At 49.0% G+C, this 21544-nt stretch carries 22 protein-coding genes; 15 read left to right on the top strand and 7 right to left on the bottom strand.

The annotated features are described in order from the left end of the window. Nucleotides 1–411 precede the first annotated feature (411 nt). Nucleotides 412–1344, bottom strand: a complete 933-nt coding sequence (gene uvsE / locus EDM55_RS13335) for a UV DNA damage repair endonuclease UvsE (protein WP_092267976.1) — start codon at nt 1342–1344, stop codon at nt 412–414. Between the two features lie 354 nt (nt 1345–1698). On the opposite strand from uvsE, the gene EDM55_RS13330 reads away from it, so the two are divergent. The 9 genes from EDM55_RS13330 to EDM55_RS13295 all read left to right on the top strand — a co-directional run bounded on the left by EDM55_RS13330 (nt 1699) and on the right by EDM55_RS13295 (nt 10989). After that, nucleotides 1699–3966 carry a bifunctional diguanylate cyclase/phosphodiesterase gene (locus tag EDM55_RS13330; RefSeq protein ID WP_246070822.1) on the top strand — a complete coding sequence of 756 codons (2268 nt, stop codon included), beginning with the start codon at nt 1699–1701 and terminating at the stop codon, nt 3964–3966. A gap of 161 nt (nt 3967–4127) precedes the next feature. Beyond that, nucleotides 4128–4265, top strand: coding sequence for a hypothetical protein (locus EDM55_RS30270; protein ID WP_170184315.1), 138 nt, complete (start codon nt 4128–4130; stop codon nt 4263–4265). Between the two features lie 17 nt (nt 4266–4282). Continuing rightward, nucleotides 4283–5815: an amino acid permease gene (locus EDM55_RS13325; protein ID WP_092267978.1), complete on the top strand. Its 1533-nt coding sequence runs from the start codon at nt 4283–4285 to the stop codon at nt 5813–5815. Nucleotides 5816–5971: 156 nt separating this feature from the next. Next, nucleotides 5972–6391 carry a hypothetical protein gene (locus EDM55_RS13320; protein WP_246070826.1) on the top strand — a complete coding sequence of 140 codons (420 nt, stop codon included), beginning with the start codon at nt 5972–5974 and terminating at the stop codon, nt 6389–6391. A gap of 336 nt (nt 6392–6727) precedes the next feature. Next, nucleotides 6728–7903 carry an amidohydrolase gene (locus tag EDM55_RS13315; RefSeq protein ID WP_170184314.1) on the top strand — a complete coding sequence of 392 codons (1176 nt, stop codon included), beginning with the start codon at nt 6728–6730 and terminating at the stop codon, nt 7901–7903. A 28-nt stretch (nt 7904–7931) separates the two neighbouring features. Further along, nucleotides 7932–8759 carry a DUF3100 domain-containing protein gene (locus EDM55_RS13310; RefSeq protein ID WP_092267981.1) on the top strand — a complete coding sequence of 276 codons (828 nt, stop codon included), beginning with the start codon at nt 7932–7934 and terminating at the stop codon, nt 8757–8759. After that, entirely contained in the window at nt 8756–9193 is a 438-nt protein-coding gene (locus EDM55_RS13305; protein ID WP_092267982.1) for a hypothetical protein, read from the top strand. The genes EDM55_RS13310 and EDM55_RS13305 overlap by 4 nt, the downstream gene beginning before the upstream one ends. A 230-nt stretch (nt 9194–9423) precedes the next feature. Continuing rightward, nucleotides 9424–10215, top strand: a complete 792-nt coding sequence (locus tag EDM55_RS13300; RefSeq protein ID WP_092267983.1) for an ABC transporter ATP-binding protein — start codon at nt 9424–9426, stop codon at nt 10213–10215. An 84-nt stretch (nt 10216–10299) separates the two neighbouring features. Beyond that, entirely contained in the window at nt 10300–10989 is a 690-nt protein-coding gene (locus tag EDM55_RS13295) for an MBL fold metallo-hydrolase (RefSeq protein WP_092267984.1), read from the top strand. A 62-nt stretch (nt 10990–11051) separates the two neighbouring features. Here EDM55_RS13295 and EDM55_RS13290 read toward each other — a convergent pair whose 3' ends face one another. From EDM55_RS13290 to EDM55_RS13280, 3 genes are all read right to left on the bottom strand, one after another. Beyond that, nucleotides 11052–11678 (bottom strand): SurA N-terminal domain-containing protein, encoded by a 627-nt coding sequence (locus tag EDM55_RS13290; protein ID WP_092267985.1) that lies wholly within the window; start codon nt 11676–11678, stop codon nt 11052–11054. Nucleotides 11679–11885: 207 nt separating this feature from the next. Further along, entirely contained in the window at nt 11886–12575 is a 690-nt protein-coding gene (locus EDM55_RS13285; RefSeq protein WP_092267986.1) for a tetratricopeptide repeat protein, read from the bottom strand. An 80-nt stretch (nt 12576–12655) separates the two neighbouring features. Beyond that, nucleotides 12656–14584: a beta-propeller domain-containing protein gene (locus EDM55_RS13280; RefSeq protein ID WP_092267987.1), complete on the bottom strand. Its 1929-nt coding sequence runs from the start codon at nt 14582–14584 to the stop codon at nt 12656–12658. 179 nt (nt 14585–14763) lie between these two features. Here EDM55_RS13280 and EDM55_RS13275 point away from each other — a divergent pair, with 179 nt between their 5' ends. The 3 genes from EDM55_RS13275 (at nt 14764) to EDM55_RS13265 (ending at nt 17196) form a co-directional block, all read left to right on the top strand. Further along, nucleotides 14764–16296 carry a fumarate hydratase gene (locus EDM55_RS13275; RefSeq protein ID WP_092267988.1) on the top strand — a complete coding sequence of 511 codons (1533 nt, stop codon included), beginning with the start codon at nt 14764–14766 and terminating at the stop codon, nt 16294–16296. A 196-nt stretch (nt 16297–16492) separates the two neighbouring features. After that, nucleotides 16493–16870 (top strand): LysM peptidoglycan-binding domain-containing protein, encoded by a 378-nt coding sequence (locus tag EDM55_RS13270; protein WP_092267989.1) that lies wholly within the window; start codon nt 16493–16495, stop codon nt 16868–16870. Between the two features lie 137 nt (nt 16871–17007). After that, on the top strand, nt 17008–17196 hold the full coding sequence (locus tag EDM55_RS13265; protein WP_092267990.1) for a hypothetical protein: 189 nt from the start codon (nt 17008–17010) through the stop codon (nt 17194–17196). 79 nt (nt 17197–17275) lie between these two features. On the opposite strand, the gene EDM55_RS13260 is transcribed toward EDM55_RS13265, so the two are convergent. Together EDM55_RS13260 and yfkAB are read right to left on the bottom strand one after the other, a co-directional pair. Further along, complete coding sequence (locus tag EDM55_RS13260; RefSeq protein WP_092267991.1) at nt 17276–17536, bottom strand: small, acid-soluble spore protein, alpha/beta type; 261 nt, start codon at nt 17534–17536, stop codon at nt 17276–17278. A 31-nt stretch (nt 17537–17567) separates the two neighbouring features. Continuing rightward, nucleotides 17568–18683 (bottom strand): radical SAM/CxCxxxxC motif protein YfkAB, encoded by a 1116-nt coding sequence (gene yfkAB, locus EDM55_RS13255; RefSeq protein ID WP_092267992.1) that lies wholly within the window; start codon nt 18681–18683, stop codon nt 17568–17570. Nucleotides 18684–18759: 76 nt separating this feature from the next. Between yfkAB and EDM55_RS13250 the strand changes: the two genes are divergently transcribed. The 3 genes from EDM55_RS13250 to EDM55_RS13240 all read left to right on the top strand — a co-directional run bounded on the left by EDM55_RS13250 (nt 18760) and on the right by EDM55_RS13240 (nt 20489). Continuing rightward, entirely contained in the window at nt 18760–19437 is a 678-nt protein-coding gene (locus tag EDM55_RS13250) for a DUF1385 domain-containing protein (RefSeq protein ID WP_092267993.1), read from the top strand. Between the two features lie 164 nt (nt 19438–19601). After that, a complete protein-coding gene (locus EDM55_RS13245; RefSeq protein ID WP_092267994.1) occupies nt 19602–19961 on the top strand; it encodes an ArsR/SmtB family transcription factor in 360 nt (119 codons plus the stop codon). Between the two features lie 12 nt (nt 19962–19973). Then, nucleotides 19974–20489, top strand: a complete 516-nt coding sequence (locus EDM55_RS13240; RefSeq protein ID WP_092267995.1) for an SRPBCC domain-containing protein — start codon at nt 19974–19976, stop codon at nt 20487–20489. Between the two features lie 54 nt (nt 20490–20543). Here EDM55_RS13240 and EDM55_RS13235 read toward each other — a convergent pair whose 3' ends face one another. Beyond that, the gene (locus EDM55_RS13235) at nt 20544–21434 is read right to left on the bottom strand and encodes a GNAT family N-acetyltransferase (protein ID WP_092267996.1); all 891 of its coding nucleotides are present in this window, start codon (nt 21432–21434) and stop codon (nt 20544–20546) included. Between the last annotated feature and the right edge of the window lie 110 nt (nt 21435–21544).

Genomic DNA, 21544 nt, shown 5'->3' with positions numbered 1-21544 from the left:
AAACAGGAGACCACCGAATTCCTCTGCCAACAATATGCCGCCGAACTGGGGATCTCCTAACAATCGTCCGCCGCAAGCTCATGGCGGTGTAGACATTGAGCTGTATCTGTTCAAATTCCAGTTCCATATGGATCGGATGCAATACTATCATCACAAATGCGAGCAACACCGCGAGAACCGCCGCAAGTACAGTGAATATCGCAAGCATTATAAACACCACCAGCGCAGGATGAAGCATTACCACGATCGATGCCAGACATGGGATCATCGGGGAAGCAGCTCAGCAAGCAGAGGTTCTTCCTCCCATGGCCATAGAGGATCATCTTCTGGATGCGGCTGTGGTTGTGGTTGTTCCGATTAGAAAGTGCAACAGACGCCGCTTGGACAGTGGCGTCTGTTTTGTTATGTGATTCAGGAAAGAGAAGCCGTCACTTCAACGTCCATTCCGCGCTTTTGTAATTCGCGACGCAGTGTGAAGAGGGCGTCATCCTTGTTTTTGCATTCCAAGATAATATCCACATGGTAATGGGCGAGCGGAGAAATAAATTCGATAAATTGATCTGGGTCGATGTTGTCCGCGTGGGCACGAAAGTCTTTTTCTGATTTCGGCGAGGACATATGCATTTTCGGCGTTCGCGTTCCCCACGTCTGAATGATGCGCGGCACATAATCGACCCAATTCTCTCCGTCGTTGAGGCATTTGTGATGGTGGTAATCAAAAACCATCGGAATGCCAAGTCGTTCGCATAGCGTGAGTACATCGACCATGGAAAAGGAAGAATCGTCGTTTTCGACCACAAGCCGTTTTTTTACTTCCTCCGGGAGCTGTTCGAAATGGGCTGCGAATCGTTCAGTAGCCGAGGGCTTATCATCGATGATGCCGCCAACATGTGTAACCAGAACGGAGTTGTCATCCAATCCCAGCAGATCAAATACACGGGCGTGATATTGAAAATCTTTGATCGTGGACGCAACTACGGATGGCTTGTCACTGTTTAATATGCTGAAATGACCGGGATGAGCTGTCATACGAATGCCGTTGCTGCGGATAAACTCGCCTGCTTTTTGAAAATCCCAGGCGAATTCCTTTGCCCAGTCCCAACTTTCGGCTACTGCATGGGTAGCTAATGGGACAAACTCCGAGGGCAAGCGATACAAAAAAATATGGTTATCCACATTGTAGGCAAGCAAATCCATCAAATTGAAAAAGTTGGTCTGCAGGATCTGTCTCAATTTCTTTAGGCGTGCTTGTGGTTCAAGCTTGTTCAGCTGGGCGACAGTCGTTTTCTTGTTCGGGTTGTTTTTCGTTTTTACACTGATGCAGGCATAACCCAAACGAATCAAGGAACTCCCTCCCTTTATACGGCGTGTCTACGCTGTAGTATCCCCGTGCAAACCGAGATTTAGCGGGCTGAAAAGTTCCCAACAAAACCAGTCACACCAGCCGACTGAGTTCTTGTCAGTTGAAAACAAAACGGATAAGATAGGGGAATATTACCATACCGCGTCCGAGCTTGACTCCGAACAAAAAAGGGGAGTTTAATGAACACGCTCAGTTATTCATATAATTTTGCCCTCGTCATTTTTTCTTATCTCCTTGCGGTAATGGCGTCTTACACGGCATTGAGTTTGAGTACGCGCATCCATGACTCTCAAAAAAAGGGACGGATTTTCTGGCTCTGCGCGGGAGCAATTTCTATGGGGTTCGGCATTTGGGCCATGCATTTTGTCGCCATGCTAGCACTCCATCTGCCGGTTGAGGTTGAGTACGATGTGGCGATCGTTATTTTGTCGATCCTTTTTGCCATGGTTGCTTCCGGCATCGCTTTATGGGTGATCAATACCAAAACCATGACGAGAAAAAGGCTTGTCATCGGTGCTCTTTTTATGGGAGTGGGGATCGCTTCCATGCACTATACGGGAATGGCTGCCATGAAAATGGATGCAGTCATCGAGTATAACTGGTTCTTTTTCGGACTGTCGATCCTGGTGGCGATCGTCGTCTCCGTAGTTGCACTTCTGTTGACGTTTCGCTTGCGTTATGCGTCGGATGCAAAAGGAGTCGGACTCAAGCTGGCTGCTGGACTGCTCATGGGCGCTGCTGTTGCCTTCATGCATTACACAGGAATGTACGCAACGACTTTCGTAGGAGGGGACCACCTGTCAGGCCATCAGGCAGAGTTCATGGCAGCTGATATGAGGCTGATTGCTTATGCAGTTGGGGTCGTCACCCTGTTTATTCTCGGAGTGACACTGTTCTCCATTTACATGGACAAGCTCTTTGCCCGAAATACACTGCGTGTCATGGTAAGCAACCAGCGATACAAATCCTTGTTTGAGCATAATTACGACGGCGTCATGTTTTATTCCATCGATGGAAAAGAAAACGTTTTAAATCCGGCAGCGAAGGATTTGACAGGAGCAGAGCGGCTGCCGCTGGATTCGTTGAGGGCTCTGTGCAGTACGCAGGATGCAGAGCAGGTAACGAAGTTTTTCGAGGAAGCTGTAAGGGGAAACTCCAATAACTACGAAGTTTGTATGACGACCAATAAAAAGCAAGTTCATTTGAATTTAACCAATGTTCCTGTTTTTGTAGACGATGCCGTTGCTGGCGTTTTTATCATTGCACGCGATGTTTCGAATCAAAAGCAGGCAGAGGCGAAAATCAATTATTTGGCTTTTCATGACGCGCTTACTGGTCTGCCGAACCGCAGATACGTGGAAGAAAAGCTGGATGTCATGATTGAAGAGGCACGCCAAGGTGGATATAGCGTGTACGTGATGTTTCTCGATCTGGATCGCTTCAAGCTCGTTAACGATTCCCTCGGACACGATTATGGCGATCTGTTGTTAAAGGAAGCAGCTATGCGCCTGAGCAACTGTATTGGGCAAAGAGGCGTTGTGAGCAGGCTGGGTGGGGACGAATTTATGGTAATACTGGCAGATGTTCCAGAGGAAACGGTTGCACAGGTAGGGGATTCCTTGAATCGGACCATCGAGCAGTCCTTCCTCATCAATGGTCATGAGCTGTACATTACCACGAGCATTGGAATATCTCGCTACCCACTGGACGGGGTTGACCGCCACGGGTTGATGAAAACGGCGGATACGGCCATGTACTCTGCCAAGGAGCGGGGAAAAAACAGCTATCACATGTACGCCCCCGATCTGCAGCAAATAACCAGCGATAAAATGTTCATTCAAAATGAATTAAATCGGGCATTGGCATTGGGCGAGCTGGATTTGTACTATCAGCCGCAGATCAGTGTCAGCAATGGGGACATCGTAGGCATGGAGGCATTGCTGCGCTGGAATCATCCGGAGCGAGGGCTAGTGTCACCCGACCAGTTCATTGCTGTTGCAGAAGAGACCGGCTTGATTGTGCCAATTGGTGAGTGGGTTCTGCAGACGGCGTGCAAGCAAAACATGGAATGGCAAAGCCAAGGCCTACCTCCCATTCGCATGGCAGTGAATTTGTCAGCACGCCAGTTTTTGAAAAAAGACTTTACCCAGTTGGTTGCGGATATACTCGAGCAAACGGGGCTCGCGCCTCACTATCTGGAGCTGGAAATCACGGAGAGCACTATGATCGACGTACACCGGGCGAGCAGCACACTGGCTGAGCTGAAGCAGCTGGGTGTACATATCGCCATCGATGATTTTGGGACGGGCTATAGCTCTTTGTCCTATTTGAAGGAATTTCCCTTAAACCGCCTGAAAATTGATCGTTCGTTTGTCAGGGACATGAAGCAAAGTCCCAGCAACAGAGCGATTGTCTCCACGATCATTGCCATGGCGCACAATCTGGAGCTGCGAGTCATTGCGGAAGGCGTCGAAACAGACGATGAGCTCGCATTTTTGCAGGAGCATCTATGTGAAGAGGTGCAGGGGTACCTGTTCAGTAAGCCGCTTCCTCAGGATGAAATCACTACCTATATGCAGAAGCGAAAGCAAAAAATTTCATAAGGCTACTATGGTAGAACGCAGGAAAAGCTCCTGCGTTTTTTTGTGTAGATCAGCTCCTTCAGAGAGATCCAGAAACTGGTATAGCTGCTCTTTTCAAACGTACAATGTACTAATCTTGCTGACATGCCATTTGCCTCATCTAAGAGGAAGGAGGAGATGCAATGCTCGGGTTGGGGATCTTGTTGGTTGTCGTGACGATTGGAGTAGCAGTGGCGATCGGGTATCGGGCAAACGAAAGCGTGCGTCGTTTTGACGAGGAAGAGCACGAAAGCTTTATCGGATCGAAGAACAATTCATGAGCAAAGGAGGGGACGGAATGCAGCACAAAAGAGAAGATCAGTTGTTAGAAGACAAAAGAGACTTAAACAAGTTTGGGTACGCGCAGGAGCTTTTGCGGGATATGGGGGGATTCTCCAATTTCGCCATTTCCTTTTCCATCATTTCCATTTTGACTGGCGCTGTTTCTTTGTACGGACACGGTTTGCTATACGGTGGTTCCGGGATGATGGGCTTTGGTTGGACGATCGTCGCACTCTTCGTTATCTTGATTGCAGCTTCGATGTCGGAGCTTGCATCAGCGATTCCGACAGCTGGGGCACTGTATCACTGGGCGGCGATCCTGGGGAGTAAAAGATGGGGCTGGTACACGGCTTGGATCAACCTCATCGGACAAATCGGGATTGTAGCCGGGATTGACTATTCCTTTTCGTTGTTTGCCGATCCGCTCTTGGCAAGCGCATTTGGCTATACCTCGACAGAAACAACCACGCTGATTCTTTTCGGGATTACCCTTTTGCTCCACGGTGCCTTCAATCACATCGGGATTCGTCTGGTAGCGCGCCTGAACGATTTTTCCGCTTGGTATCACATCGGCGTGGTAGTCATCCTCGTCGGCAGCTTAGTTTTCTTTTCGCGTCATGAGCTGCAGCCGCTCGACTATTTGTTCCAGGTGGGGCAGACGTTTTCTGACAAGCCCTACGCCCTTGCTTTTCTGATTGGACTTTTGCAGGCGCAGTGGACGTTTACCGGATATGATGCATCTGCGCACACCATCGAAGAGACGATTAATCCGCGAGTTCGTGCGGCGTGGGGCATTTTTACATCGGTGGCCTTTTCTTTTATTTTCGGTTTTATCATGCTCGCCTTCGTTACCCTGTCCATCAAAAATGCGGCGGCGGCTAGTGAAGCGCCTAATGCGTTCATCTACGTCATCAGCGAAGCATTAGGCGGTACTTTCGGTTCGGTGGTGTTGTGGCTGGTGACCTTTGCGATGTGGTTCTGCGGCTTGGCATCGATCACATCGTTTTCGCGGATGCTCTACGCATTTTCCCGCGACAAAGGGATGCCCTGGAGCCGTCATTGGGCTGAAATCTCCACGAAATACAGAACGCCAGCGAAAGCCATCTGGCTGGTTATCATTTTGTCTTTTGCCCTTGCCTTGTTTGACTACATTGTCAAAAGAGTCAATCCGGAGGCGACGTATACGACGTTAGCCTTTTTGACGGCAGTAAGCGTTGTCGGCCTGTACGTAGCGTACGGCATTCCGCTCTATCTCAAGCTGCGTGCTGAGGCGAAAGGAGTATTCCAGCGCAAGCATTATGGCCCATGGAATTTGGGGAATTGGAGTAAAACGATCAATGTGCTCAGCTTGCTATGGATCATTTTCATCTCGATCATGATGGTGATTCCCCCTAACCAGACGGCTGGCTACGCCTTGATCGCCATGTTTGTCGTGCTGTTGATCATGGATTTGGCCTATTACAAGAATCACTTCCCTGGTCCACAAGCAGCTCTGAGCAAGTCGGAGGAAGAAATAAAAAGTCAGGAAGCCAGGTTTCGCGACTCCTAATCAAGCGCGATAAACGATCCAGCACTTTGTCGGGGCGATCCGGCAGAGTGCTTTTTTGTATAGAGAGGAGCGAGAAGCGGGGAACCTATCAAAAGAAATAGACTATCGCAAAAAAGGAGCAAGTGAATGCAAAAAGCAAGGAGAGCACTATTGGTGATGGGCATCGTATCTGGGCTGTTGTATGGACCAGCTTGGGGGAAGTGGGGAGTCTTCGTCGTGGCTGCACAGGAGACGGCGAATCGATATGAGGTAGCCGGCATCACGAATCCGCAAGCATTTGAAGCTTTCTATAGAAAGCTCCAGGTCTGGGTGGCAAAAGGGAATAAGGCTGCTATCGCGAACCATGTGCAATATCCGCTTCGCGTGAACAAGGATGGACAGAGTCGATTGATTGCGACAGAGAAGCAATTTCTTGCCGAGTATGACCGGATTATGACGGAGAAAGTGAAGCAGGCACTCTTACAGCAGGATGTAAAGAATACGTTTGTCAATTATCAGGGAGTCATGGTGGGAAACGGAGAGCTTTGGCTGAGGGAAAAAGAAAAGAAGTTTGTCATCGTGGCAGTCAATCAATGAAATCAAATCGAGAACCAGCCTCTTCCAGAGAAGGAAAATATAATTGGCTGGTTTTTTTGTGCTCAGATCTTGAATGGGGTTTCACGAGTGTTTAGTTTAGTAAAAACTTCAGTTAAATTTATTTTATCATTCATAATGTTTGTTTAGCGTGGACATGTTCAGCTAAATTGACTAAACTATCTAATAAATCGGAAAGAATAGGAGGCTCACTAAAAAAAGTGTCCACCTAAAAAGGACATTTGTCATTTCTATGTAATCATGGTATATTCACAAAAGGTTATTATTTTTAATTATACTTAACTATTGTGAATGATCGACAAAAAGGAGTGGTTGACCTTGAATTGGAATGCAGAGTCATTGGCAGCGGAAGTCGCGGATCAAGTCGTCGCATGGCGCCGCTTTCTGCATCAAAACCCTGAGCTCTCTTTTCAGGAAAATAAAACATCTCAGTATATTTACGAAACATTATCGTCCTTTGGAAATCTGGAGATTAGTCGTCCCACTGCTACGAGTGTTGTGGCACGTCTTATCGGTGCACAGCCTGGTCCTGTACTTGGAATTCGCGCCGATATCGATGCTTTGCCGATTCAGGAAGAAAATCAAGTGCCATATGCTTCCTCCGAAGCGGGTGTGATGCATGCATGTGGCCATGACGGCCATACCGCTATGCTTTTAGGGACGGCCAAGATTTTGTCTCAATACAAGGAACAGATCAAGGGTGAAGTTCGATTCTTTTTCCAGCATGCAGAGGAGCTGCCGCCAGGTGGAGCTGCGGAGATCGTCAAGGCAGGCGCTGCCGACGGCTTGGATTCCATCATCGGTATCCATTTGGCGTCTTACATGCCTGTGGGGAAATTCGGTGTTCTCTACGGGGCGTTGACATCATCCACAGACCGTTTCGATATCACGATCAAAGGAGTGGGCGGGCATTCCTCCCAACCTGAAATGACCGTAGATCCTATCGTGATCGGGGCGCAAGTCATCAACCATTTGCAGCAAATTGTTTCCCGCCATGTGAGTGCCTTGGAGAAAGTGGTCATTTCCGTAACGATGCTGAATGCAGGGACCGCTTACAACATTATTCCGGATACTTTGACGTTAACCGGATCTACGCGCTGTTTTGACGCAGAAATCCGCAAGAACATTCCGATGTGGATCGAACGAATCGTCAAAGGCGTAACGGATGCGCATGGAGCTTCCTACGAGTTCCACTATTCATTGGGCTATTCGTCCGTCATCAATGACGCTGCCGTCACGAAGCTGATGGAAGAGACCATCCGTGAGGGCTGGGGCGAAGAAGAAATCATTTATATTGACCCGCTTATGCCGGGAGAAGATTTTTCAGCCTATTTGGAAAAAGCACCAGGCTGCTTCATTCAATTGGGAGCGGGCAACCCGGAAAAGGGATTCACTTATCCCCATCATCATCCGCGCTTTGACTTCGATGAAGATTGCCTCGCTCGAGGAGTAGAGCTATTCCTTCGTGCAGCTGAGAAAGTGGTAATGAAATAACAACAAAGATCGTACTGGGGGGTACATCATGATGGAGCAACGCGTTAATGTATTCAAGCTGCACTTCATTGTACTCGTACTGGTAGCTCTAACCGAGTTTATCGGTACGAAAAAAATCAACATCGGAATTGGCGTGATCGCTCTGTTCCCGATGCTTTATGCACTGGTTCTCGGGGGCTTTATCAGCTGGCCGAAATTCAAATGGCTCAAAGAAAACGAAATGAATGTGGCAGCAAATATTTTGGGACTTTCTTTCTTCCTTTTTATTTGCAAACTGGGGGCAAATATCGGTCCTGAGCTGCCGAAGCTGATGGGCTCTGGCGTATCGCTTTTGTTCCAAGAAGTAGGTCATATCGTCGGAACAATTGCCCTGGGGCTGCCGATTGCCCTGTGGCTCGGATTGAAACGGGAAGCGATCGGGGCAACCTACTCGCTCGACCGTGAACCGAATCTCGCAATCGTGGTTGAAAAGTTCGGCGCGAACTCTGCAGAAGCCCGTGGTGCGCTCGGGGTCTACATCTGCGGTACGCTGTTCGGTGCGATCTACATGTCCATTCTGGCCAGCTTGCTAGGAAGCAGCGGGTTGTTCCATCCGATCTCACTCGCGATGGGAGCAGCTGTTGGTTCCGGTAGTATGATGGCAGCAGCGACAGGCTCTCTGGCGGTTATTTTCCCAGACGCGGCAAAGGACATTGCTTTCTATTCCGGCGCTGCCAATCTGATGATGAGCATCATCGGTACGTATGTGTGTATTTTTGTTTCTCTCCCACTCACCCAGCGCCTGTATGCATGGCTCGAGCCAATCATCGGACGCAAGAGTAAAAACAGCAACGTAGGGGGGCAAAAAAGCGCATGAATCAAATACTGACGATCTTACTCATTGGCGTAATTGCACTCATAGGTAACTGGATTGGCTATCAGGTGCCTCCGATGGAATCGCTGCCAGGTATTCTTTTGCTGGCACTCATTACAGTGATTGGGATGGGTTTCACGAAAATTCTGCCCTTCAAGTCGCCGGTCATCGTGTGGATTTCCTTGTTCGCGATGATTGCAACGTCTCCCTTCTTCCCGGGGAATGCATTCACCGCCGCTGCTATCGGTAAAATCAATCTGCTGGCGCTTGCGACACCGATCCTTGCCTACGCAGGGCTGTCTCTGGGGAAAGATATTCACTTGTTCAAACAGCTCAGCTGGAGAATTGTAGTCGTTTCCCTGGTAGTGTTCACGGGAACATTCCTTTTCGCCACCCTCTTTGCAGAAATTATCTTTAAGATCCAAGGGAAGTTCTAATTTCAGGAATGACCAGAAAGCCTCCATGTGCGTTTATGCACGGAGGTTTTCTTTATTCCGTGTTTACGTGCAATCAATCAAGTCAGGACCATTACTATTTGAAGCAGAAGCTTGTCGAATTCAAGCTCTCTCGTGGTACAAAATGAATTGATCGATCAGGAAATGACGGTTATACTCGTAATAATCAGAACATTACGGGACACATAGAGAGAGACAGGAGTGGAGAAATCATGATTATCGATGTGAAAAATGTCAGCTGGCAGCGCGATGAGACGACTATCCTGGACCAGATTAACTGGCAGGTCAGTGAAGGGGAGCACTGGTGTCTGGTAGGGTTAAACGGTTCCGGAAAAACGAGTCTACTGAAAATTATCAGTGGATACACATGGCCGACAAAAGGGGAAGTCAGTGTTCTGGACAATCTCTACGGAACCGTTGACCTGCGGGAGGTTCGCAAATCAATCGGGTGGGTGAGCACGTCGCTGATGTCACAGCTTCACGAGCATGAGACGGCCTTTCGCGTGATTCTGAGCGGCAGGGAAGCGACGATTGGCCTGTACACAGCTCCAACAGTGGAGGACAAGCAGCAGGCACAGGAGCTGCTCGAGATGTTTCGCTGTGTGCATTTGAAGAATCGGCCATACGGCGCTCTCTCCCAAGGGGAGCGGCAAAAAGTGCTGATCGCCCGTGCGCTCATGGCCAAGCCTCGTCTGTTGATTTTGGACGAGCCATGTACAGGACTCGATTTGCTGTCTCGAGAGCAGCTGCTCGCCATGATCGAGCAGATCGCAAAACAACCGGGCGGACCGGCACTGGTGTACGTCACCCATCATATCGAAGAAATTTTGCCTTGCTTTACCCACACCCTGCTCTTAAAGGATGGCAAAGTGTATCAGGCAGGTGAGAACGATCAGGTTCTGACAACGGACGAGCTGTCACGGTTTTTCGGAGTGAGCGTAAATATCCACCGTTCGCAGGGACGTTCCTGGATCAGTCTCGGCGAAGAGGCGATCGTTCGCTAAGTTTATTGGCGAAAGCACGCGAGCTTATGATTGTGTATAATAGGTGTAAGGAACTGAATCTGGGAGGAGAGGAGAGATGGAGGCATGACCAATGTGGTTGCACCGATCGCAGACTCCACCTGGGCGATCATCACCTATGAAGAAGCATGGAAAAGCTACATCAATAGCTATGTGATCAAACAGGGTGACGCGTTTGTGTTGATTGATTCCCAATTGCGGAAGCATCGGGCCTTTTTTCAAAAATCGCTTGAGGATATCGGGGCATCGGCAGAAAAAATAGAGTATGTATACTTTACCCATCGCCACCCTGATCATATCGGCAACGCCGACTTGTTTCCATCCCGGATCAACTGGATTCATCTGGATGATTACTACGAGCTGGACGATTTTTCCCAAACGATGTTCGGCCATACGTTTACCGGTTCTGGGGGAGATCTTCCATCGCTTCGTTTTCGACAATTGTCCTATCACACAGAAGGATCTGTCGCCTTATTCGACCCGCAATCGAAGGTCTGCTTTACAGGCGATCACCTTTGTTTTCCGGATGCGGAGCTTGGCAGCGTGGAAGGGGATCTGCCCGACGATCGCGAGGCGTATAAGCAATATATTCAGATGTGGAAGGCAAAAGAGCCGGAGCGCGCTGTTGAGTATGCGGAAGGTCTGGAAATTTTGCTGGATTGGCCCATCGAAATATTGGCGACAGGACACGGACCGATTTTGAAAGGGAATATCGTCCCTTTTATACAAGAGATCCTGACGATCGTTCGCGGATAGCAAGCAAAAAGACTTGGACGGCTGACACTTCTCGCCGACACAAGTCTTTTTATTGTGGGTGCTTATTTTTTCTTCTCTTTCTCTACAAGAGCCGGATCGAGGATTTCGACGTTGTATTTCTTGTGCAGATCTTCCAGCCATTTGTCGATGTTGGCTCTTCTGTTTTTATCTTTTACTTTTTCGGTAATGTCAGGACGAGCTTGTTCCAGTGTTTGCTTTTCATACTTGTCCTTATTTTTCTCATAGTAGGCCTTGATTTGGTCCTCGGTGACAGGGAAAGCTTTCTCGAGCAGCTTGTCACGCAGGATGATCAAGCGCGTCTTCTCACGGAACTCGGCTTCCGTCGCGCCTTTTCCGTCCAGGTACTCCTGGAATTTATCTGCCGTGCCCAGCTTTTCCTTAATCGGGTTAATGACTTTGTCCAGTTCCTCATCAGTCACGGTAACGCCTTGGGCTTTTCCTTCGAGTCGGTAAAGCTCAGCAGCTACCAGCTGTGTCATGGCGTTCGGACCCGATTTGAGCTTGATGGAATCATATACTTGATTTTGAGTAATCGTGGTATCACCAATCTTGGCTACCACTGGATCGGAAGAAGCTGTCCCAGTACCTTTTGCTTGAGACACGCCGATGACAGCGAGGCCGAGGATTAATACGGATACAGTGAGAATGGATACATCGAACTTTTTCATAGAGTTGACCCTCTCTTTCGTGCTTATCTGCCAAACAGTATAGGGTGTACATACGGGAGAAATATGTAACCCCTTCTTACAAGAATTCCACATTTGCTAGGAACTTATGGGAGCGCATTGACGCAGCAAAAATTCGCCTCCAAACAAAGGAAAAACCGCACAGCCAAAACGATTGTGCGGCTTGTGATTCCAATTGACTCCTATTTGCTATCCTGCTTGCGTGGATGCTTTTTGCCATTCTTCCAAACGTTTCTCCAGCTCAGTACGGTTCAAATGCAGAAAACTGGATGAAGATTTGCCCATTAATTGACGCAGGTGGGTGAGGGCGCGTTCGTAATTTCCTTTTGCTGCTTCGATCTCAGCCAGACAAAATAGTCTCCATTCACGGCCAGAGCGTTTGGAAGCGATCAGCTGATAGGCTTCCCACGCACTTTCAACTTCTCCCAGACGAGCGTGCGAACAAGCGATGAGCGCCAGCGAATCTGTCATGCCTTGATCGCGCTGATAGATGCGAAAAGCGACTTCCAGCGCTTCGCTGTAGCGACCGGAGGAATAGTAGACGATGGCCAGGTTGTAGAACAAATAGTGAATCATGGCTTGGTTGAACAGGGAGGGCTGATCTTTGCAAACATGAATTCCCTGTACGATGAACTTTTCCGCTAGTTCATAATTGCCCGTCATGATTTCATGGGTGGATTTATCCAGCATAGCGACTGCGCGCGAACGATTTTTTCGGTACGAGGCATCCAGCCAGCGGAGCCTGACATTTGCGCGCCGCTTGTTCAGATTGGCCATATATTGAAAGCGGAAAGGCCAATGCAGTCGGATAAACATGACCACGAGCACGACCGCAACCCCCGCCAAAGTTGATGTCAGATTCAGATTCAAATAATCCACGGAGTTGACACCCTCTCTTCCCAGCTGCTTCTACTCATCCATCTTAGCACAGAACCTGTCAGCATGACAGAGAGTTGCCTTTATTTCGTCAGAGGAAGAGTAGCGAGCTGGCGTTTGCCAGATAGATCCTGGGCCATCACTTTCCCTTCAGAGACCGTGTAGAGCGTGTCGTTGATGGTGAGAATCCGATTGATATTGTTCTGGCTGTTATACCAGCCGTCGCCTGATTTTTTCATTTCTTCATCAGACAGATGGGTAATCTTACTTTGGAGCGTAAAGCCAGATTTCAGATTCAATTGGTAGACATACGCTCCTTGGAAGGCAAACTGTCCATATGCGTGAATGTCGTTTTGGGCCTTCTGCTCAGCAGTCCATTCCATGACGGTCACAGGGAAGGCGAGCAGCTCTTTTTCCTTGGAAAAGAGGAGAGCTTTGTGGTTCGCCAAAAGCTCAGAATCTGTCCCGCGGTCGCCGATGACGGTCTTGTACTGCTCTTTTGGATGTTTGACGTCGGTCACATCGAAGAGCGCGATCTTCATCCCCTGATAGAAAGCCATATCCTTGTCCGATTCCGCGTCCTTCCCGAAGCCGATGATATGATTTTCATCATACGGATGCAAGTAATCACTGTATCCAGGAATTTTCAGAGCACCAAGGATAGATGGAGAAGACGGCTTCGCCAGATCGATGACAAACAGAGGATCTACCTTTTTAAAGGTGACCATGTAAGCGCGGTTTCCTATGAAACGAACGGAGAAAATGCGCTCGCCGGGGGCGATGCCTTCCAGCTTCCCATATGTCTGCAGCTTCTGGTCTAGCACGTACAGATTGTTTTTGGACGTGTTTTCATCCGTACGCCACATGTCCCCGGTAGTCGTTGCGATGCGCAGGTACCCGTCGTGCTCGTCGAGGGAAAACTGGTTGAGAATACGGCCAGGAACGGTTCCTTTTCCTGAGTACGTTAGCAAACCGTCTGCCATTCCAAAGCGATAGACGGTAGTATCGGACTTCAGCGGTACCGGCATGAACTGAGCTGTCTGTGCATTTTTCGAGGGGGCTTCATACTCTGTGACGGCTACATACAGACGATCTGTGGAAGCATACACATTTTCCCCAGCACCCAGATACGTGTGCAAGTACATTTTTTGCTGCGGGCGATCCAGATTGACACCAGCTACCATTAAATAGTCGGGCTGAACGTTTTCAGGGAAGTAGCGGATGTCCGAATAGGGAACCGTTTGATACTGATCACTCTGGGCACTGTCCCGATAGAGAGGGCCGGGAAACTCCTCTTTGCCCTCGAAGATCTCGTACGTGTTTACATACTGATTGGCCGTTACGTATAGGTTCGGACCAATTTTACGAGAAGTGAGGTATTGGCCTTCTACCTCCACCTGACGGGTCAATTGTGGGTGGGACTTGTCACGGATGTCGTAAATCATGGCTTTGACCGTTTGCTTTTCGTGATAGGTAGGAAGTCTTCGTTTGGAAACGAAAGGAGCCGGCTGGTTGACGGACTCCCTATTTTGACCGATAACGACCAGCTGATCGCCATCTACATACAGCTCTACAGGATGAAAGAGTCCGTTGTCGTAGGTGATGCGGCTGCTGATTTTCATACGGGTGGCCGGGTACGCCTGGATGATTCGCACTTCCTGGGCAGTCGCTTGATAGATGTGAGAACCGTCTGTTTTGACGATGTCCGCTTCGTCTACTCCTTGCACCTGCGTGTTGGTCGTCGAATAATCAAGGGAAGCCTCCCTTGTCTTTGCTTGCGGAGCGGCAGAGACCGCGGCTGACTCCATGACAGGTGCGTAAACGATGGTGTTTTGGTTTTGCCATTGAGTCTCCAACAGCTTTTTCAGCTGAGTGTAGGATCCGACAACGGGGAGGCCTTCCTTGGGATGGGGTGGTGCTTCTTCTCCCATCGCGCCATTTCCCCCGAACAACGGGATGATCGCCAGCGTAAAGCTTGCAGCGACGAGCAGAGCGCGCCAGCTTTTTTTCATCGTATTCCCCCTATTCGTTTTTTTGTTTCTCTGTAGTTCACTGTCTATAAGACGAAGAGCTTCAGCAAATGTTTCACACTTCTTCCCGCACAATCTACGGACAGGGGAGATAGCGTGTGCTATAATAATAGGCGGTTTATGATACCAATCACACCACTTCGTCAAAAGGGGCGTCATAGATGGAAAAGTTGAAGCAAAGCATCCTGGAGCTGATCACGGATACGTCCACAAACCTGCCACCGGACGTACGTCGTGCGGTCAATGCCGCAAAAGTGCAAGAAGATTTGGGCACTCGCGCAGCGCTTTCTTTGTCGACAATTGCACAAAACGTAGTCATGGCTGAAGAAAACGTTTCTCCAATCTGTCAGGATACTGGCATGCCGACATTTGAAGTGAAAACACCGGTTGGCGTGAACCAGCTGATTATCAAAAAGGCTATCAAGGAAATGATCGCGGAGGCGACCAGAACAGGGAAGCTGCGTTCCAACTCCGTAGATTCCTTGACGGGAGCAAACACAGGGGACAACCTCGGACCTGGTACTCCTGTCATTCACTTCGAGCAATGGGAAGAAGATGAAATTGAGATCAAGCTGATCCTCAAAGGCGGCGGCTGTGAGAACAAAAACATTCAATACTCCCTGCCTTGTGAGCTCGAAGGTCTCGGCAAAGTAGGCCGCAACCTGGATGGCATCCGTAAATGCATTCTGCATGCGGTATACCAAGCCCAAGGTCAAGGCTGCTCTGCAGGCTTCATTGGCGTAGGGATCGGTGGCGACCGCACATCCGGCTATGCTCTGGCAAAACACCAGCTGTTCCGCAAAGTGGATGATGTGAACCCGATTCCGGAACTGGCTGAGCTGGAAAGCTACATCATGGAAACCGCAAACCAGCTGGGTATCGGTACTATGGGCTTTGGTGGAAACGCTACCTTGCTTGGCTGTAAAGTAGGGGTAGAAAACCGTCTGCCAGCAAGCTTCTTCGTATCGGTAGCATACAACTGCTGGGCATTCCGTCGCCAAGGCGTACGCCTGAACGCGGAAACAGGCGAAATTCTCCGTTACCTGTACAAAGACGAAGAAGTAAAAATGGACCTGACTTCAGTGGTAGCAGCTGAAGAGAAAGAAGAGCGCAGAGAGGTTGTCCTGCAAGCTCCTATTTCCGAAGAGCAAATCCGTAGCCTGAAAGTGGGCGACGTGGTAATCATCAACGGCGAAATGCATACAGGACGCGATGCGCTGCACAGCTACTTGATGGAAAATGATTGCCCTGTTGACCTGAACGGTGGCATCATCTACCACTGTGGTCCGGTTATGCTGAAAGACGAAGCAGGCCAGTGGCATGTAAAAGCTGCTGGTCCGACTACCTCCATTCGCGAGGAGCCATATCAAGGCGACATCATTAAAAAGTTTGGTATCCGTGCCGTTATCGGAAAAGGCGGTATGGGTGCAAAAACACTGAAAGCACTGGGTGAGCATGGAGCTGTTTACCTCAATGCAATCGGTGGAGCCGCACAGTACTACGCAGAATGCTTGGAAAAAGTAGAAGGTGTAGACTTTATGGAATTCGGTATTCCAGAAGCCATGTGGCATCTGCGCGTGAAGGGCTTTGCTGCGATCGTTACGATGGATTCGCATGGCAACAGCTTGCACGCAGACGTAGAGAAGACTTCCTTTGAAAAATTGGCGCAATTTGCTGCACCGGTATTTAAATAAGAAGATTGGAAAGCCTCTGGCACCTGTGTGGTGCTGGAGGCTTTTTTCGTATGCGCGCCTGTGCAAGGTGAAAATGGCACGGCGTATATACTGGGTGTTTGACCATTCTTCTGAAAAATGGGTATTGGTTTAGGTTCGGCGTTTGCGGGCGGGCATAGGTTAATAGCGAAAGGATACCGAGAAGGAGTGATCGCGAGTGAACTATGTAGTCCGTGCGGGTGATACACTCAACAGCATCGCTGCCCGCTTTGGGGTACCTGTACAAGAATTGATCCGCGTAAATAATATCGCATATCCTTATTACATTTACGTCGGACAGACAATCTACATCCCAACAGCTGCGACGCCTGCCCCAACCCCGCCGCCCATGAGTGATTTCGACCGCCGTTTGACGCGTGTAGAGTATCGAGTAGATGCATTGCGCGATGACTACACCAAGCTGAATGATCGCGTAGATCGGCTGGAAACGAGAATGACACGTGTGGAAAATCGAGTAACCAATCTGGAGCGTCCACCGGCACCACCACCTCGTCCACGCCCGACTACAACCCCGACCCCTCGTCCAAGGACATAATGATAGCTTCGTACGGAAAATGCCCGAAAGTTGCCTTCGGGCATTTTGTGTGTCCTTTATTTTTTTCTGAATTCACGATTTCCCTTATACGGGTTTCTGCATAGGGTGATAGGAGAGGACCAAGAGGAGGTGCGGCCATGTTTGGACTGAACGGGAAAACGGTGAAACACCACTTCATGGGCGTCTATGGAAAAGTGGTGCAGATTCGTGAACTGGTGGAAGTGCTGGATAACGTCTTTGATTCCTTCCACAAGGTGAACTCGATCAGCAAGACGATGCTTGGACCACGTAAGCCTAGTGCCAAAAAGCTGGATCGACTTCGCTAAACGAGTCACGTAAAGAACCCCGCTGCCAAAAAATGCAGGGGGTTCTTTCGTCATATTCATCAGAAAAACGGACCAAGCCTTAAGGGTGCTGATTGTTCTGCATCGCTTGCATGCCCATTTTGACCATTTCTTTCACCATGCCGCCACCCAATCTTCCCCCAATCCGGCCCGCATCATGGGAGCTAAGCTGCCCGTTATATCCTTTTTGCAACGGGACATCCAACTCACGGGCGACTTCATATTTGGCCGCATTCGGGTCGGCTACCTGAGCAACTCGTGCTTTCAAGGCGTCCAGGCCGGATTGGGAGTTCGCGACTAGAGGGCGTCTGCGTCTGCTCATGTACAATCACCTCTACCCTTAGGTTGCCCGTTTAGACCAAAGCCTTGCGTTCTGTAAAGTTTGTTTCGGGATAGTAGGTATTGGCAACGAGCAAGTTCGGACCCGCACAGCTGGCGATTGGACAGAAGCAGTTGATTTTTTGGTTTAGCGCATGGGCCTGCCATTTATCAAACATGGTCTGGAGGCGGTCGCTCGAAATATTGCCAAGCGGTTCCACATCACCAAAGTCCGTAACGATGACTTCGCCAGTAAAGATGTTGATGTTCAAGCGATTACGTCCGTCTGGGTCGTTGCGCGTCGTCACATTGGGGGCTTCCCGCAGGCGCTTGATCAGCTGCCGATCCTCTTCTAGGGAGCTGCATGCGAAAAAGGGCAGAGTGCCAAAGAGCATCCACAAATCCTCGTTGCGAATATCGAGCATCTGATGAACGGCGGCCCGCAATTCATCCAGGGAAAGGACATCCAGCTCACGGGCGAAATCACTCGCATACATAGGGTGAACCTCGTGACGGCAAGCGCCCATCTGCTGGATTTGCTCATGAAGCTTCGCAAGCTTCGGCCAAGTGCGATGGTTCAGCATCGTCTCCGCTGAGACAAAGACACCAGCTTCCGCCAGCTTTTTCGAGCTCTCCATGATACCTGTAAAGAGGGCTTCTGCCTGTTTGGATGAAACCGACTGTCTCGCTTTTGCGTAAACAATATCATGGAATTCTTCTGGCGTAGACCAGTTCCATGAAATATGCATGACATCTATGTAGGGCAGGATTAGCTCGTAACGAGAAAAGGGCATCGTCATGTTGGAGTTGATTTGCGTTCGCAAGCCGCGTTTTGTCGCGTACTTCAGGATGGGCAGGATGACCTCTTTGACCGTACGTTCACTGTACATCGGTTCTCCGCCTGTTATACTGAGAGTGAGCAAATCGCTGACTTCATCCAATCGACGAAGGATGAGGTCGACGGGGAGAGCAGGATCGTCTTTGTAACGCAATGTATCACCAACAGCACAATGCTCACAGCGGAGATTGCACAGATTCGTTACAGTAAATTCGACGCTGGTCAATTTGTAACTGGGTGGTGTCGCATTGAACAGCGGCTCCCATGGATCTTGCCTTGGTGTAAGTGGTGTAGTTGGAACCATGCGGATCAATTGTTGAAACCTCCTTCATTCTGCGTACATTCAACCTATTATAACGACATTCGAGCGGAAGGAGAATAGCTAACAGATGATTATGGGGATGTCTTTTAGTCGTGGAGTGCTGTTTCACGATCGAAATGTGCTGGCTTGTGCGGAAGTAAAAGACGGAGTTATCCATTTGTGGGCGGAAAAAATAACCATTCGAACCATCGGCAAGCTATGGCTTCGGATTTTTTTCTCCTTTCCTTGGTACTATCAGCTATTTCATTTCCTGTTGGCTGCTTATGTGGTTGCAGCTTTCTTGTACCCTTCCCTGGAGATCGTTGACCCCATGTGGGTGGCTGTCTACATAGGAGGCTTTCATTTCGTCTTTCCCAGTGTCATGAAAAAGTTTCATGGGGCGGAGCATAAAGTATTTAGCCACTACGGGAAAAAATCAATGGGTGCACTCGAGGAGGTTGCGCAGGCGAATATCGTCAATGCAGGCTGCTCAACAAATTTAGTCGTTTGGTTTTTCGTCGGTTTTTTGCTCACGGTCTTGTTGCTCCCTTTGGAATGGAGTGTGGCTGCCGGTATAGCGACTCTGCTCGCTGGAATGTTCGGTGAGCGCTATTTGCGCAAATACTGCGGGTTTGCGTATAAGCTTTCAGAGTTTTTCCAGAAGCATTTAACGACCAAGGAGCCGGATCGGATTCACCTGGAGACAGCCTTACGTTCCTACATCTTATTCGAGCATATCCGGGAAAAAGAATGGCAGGCCGCATAACAAGCGAGCGCGCTGGGGCATCGGCACAGAGACGGTGCCTTTTCTGTTTTTTAAATATTCCTTCACAAGAATATTCCTTGTGATGTATATTGCAAGTAACACATAGACGACAAGTGCGATTAGGGGGACGATACCCAAGAAGATCGGATGACGAGGTGAGCAGCATGCCAGGGAATAAGCCTGTCATGGAAGTAGCGACGTTGAGTGCTTTGGCCGAACCAAATCGAATGCAGATCGTTGAACTCTTGCGCGACGGTCCTTTGACGGTAGGGGAAATCGCCGACCGGTTGGGGTTGCGCCAGCCCCAGGCTTCCAAGCATTTGAAGGTTCTGAGTGAAAACGGGATATTGGAAGTGAAGGCAGAGGCCAACAGGCGTATTTACAAGCTGAGGTCGGAGCCTTTTCAAGCACTGGATACTTGGGTTAAGTCCTTCCAAAGTGTCATGGAAAGCAGATTTGACAATTTGGAAGAGTATTTGCGGGAATTGCAGGGCAAGGAAAATAAAAATCAAGCAAATCCTTGAGGAGGAATTACAGTGACAAACAGCTCAATGGTTTCACGTGTTGAGAACGAACGGGTATTGGTGCTGGAGCGCGTATTCGATGCGCCGCGTGAGCTTGTCTTCCAGATGTTTAAAGTGCCTGAGCATCTCAAGCGCTGGTGGGGACCGAGAGGCTGGGAAGTGCCCGTCTGCAGCATCGATTTCCGTCCAGGTGGCGTATGGCATTACTGCATGAAGTGCGTCGATCAGAACCAGGGTGATTTTTTCGGTATGGAGTCCTGGGGGAAAGGCGTTTATGCGGAAATAGTAGAGCCGGAAAAGATCGTCTACACGGACTACTTTGCGGACGCCGAAGGAAATGTGAACGAGGAATTGCCATCGACTAAGGTCACCTTGGAATTTATTGATCTTGAAGGCAAAACCAAGCTGGTCAACCGTGGGGAATATGTGTCCGCAGAGTCGCTTAAGACCGTCATCGATATGGGAATGCTGCAAGGCATCACCGAAACATGGGATCGTCTGGAAGAGCGTCTGCAGGAAGTAAAGTAACGCGAATAGATACGGCCGCCTGGCGACGAGAGCAGGCGGCCTTTTTCGTTCGGATTAGGCATGGGATGTTAGCGGAAACAAAATCGGCTGCTGATCATCGAATAAGAATGGACGGACGAACAGGGTATCGTGGGGCTCTGTAATCCTGGCAGACACAATATTCTGATTGTCATTATCAGGGATAAAGTGAAACTGGATGGTATTCGTATCTGCATGAATCAGATGGCTGACGACTTGCTCCACATCGAACGGCCGTTTACTGATGATATCGAAAATGTTCAAATGACGATCCGTTTGAGAAAAGAGGACAATCACATCCTCTTCTTCTACATAATAAACTTCATCTGGAAAAGCCAGCAGGAAATAAAACATCAAAAGGGACGGGTTATTCTTTATTCCCAATCGTGTCGATACAGGTATTCTTTCATGGGCAAATTCCTGCATCAACGCAAGATCAGCCTCGTTGCTGCCGTCTAACTTGCGCAGGGCGGATTTTTGGCGAGGATGCTTGGTAAGCTCCGCTGTATTTAGGAAAAAACGACTTTCTTGCACCTTCTCAAAACCGAATTTCGGATAAAAGTCGAGGACCGTATCATTTGCAAACAAATAAAGAAAATCATACTCTCTCTCATATTGATCGATGATATGATGCATCAATTTGGCGGACAGTCCTTGCTGACGATAGTCTGGATGCGTCATTACCGTGCCTATTTGGAGTGCCTTATACTCCTTGCCATATGCCGTTACGACCATTTTATTTATTGAAGCATTCGCAATGATTCGATCCTTGTCCATATAGGAGTAACAGATGTAATCGTCAGTCCAGAATCCCTGGTTGTACCACTTGCGAAAATCCAGCTGAAATACTTGCATAGCGAGCTGATTAAAGCTCTCCCTGCATGTTTCGTTTTGCCTGTAGTCGCTTATGAATAAATAGTCCCTCATCCTGCACCCTCCATTTCTGTCGTTGTTTTCCCCTCCAAAATTAGGCGATCCCGTTCTAGACAAAAAAGACCGTAAGAAGTAGCTCTTCTCATGGTCAAATTTCCGGATGG

This window comes from Brevibacillus centrosporus (genome assembly GCF_003710815.1).
In the GTDB taxonomy this organism is placed as follows: domain Bacteria; phylum Bacillota; class Bacilli; order Brevibacillales; family Brevibacillaceae; genus Brevibacillus; species Brevibacillus centrosporus.
Note: the sequence above shows the minus strand (reverse complement) of the source record. Positions and strands in the feature narration are given on the sequence as shown.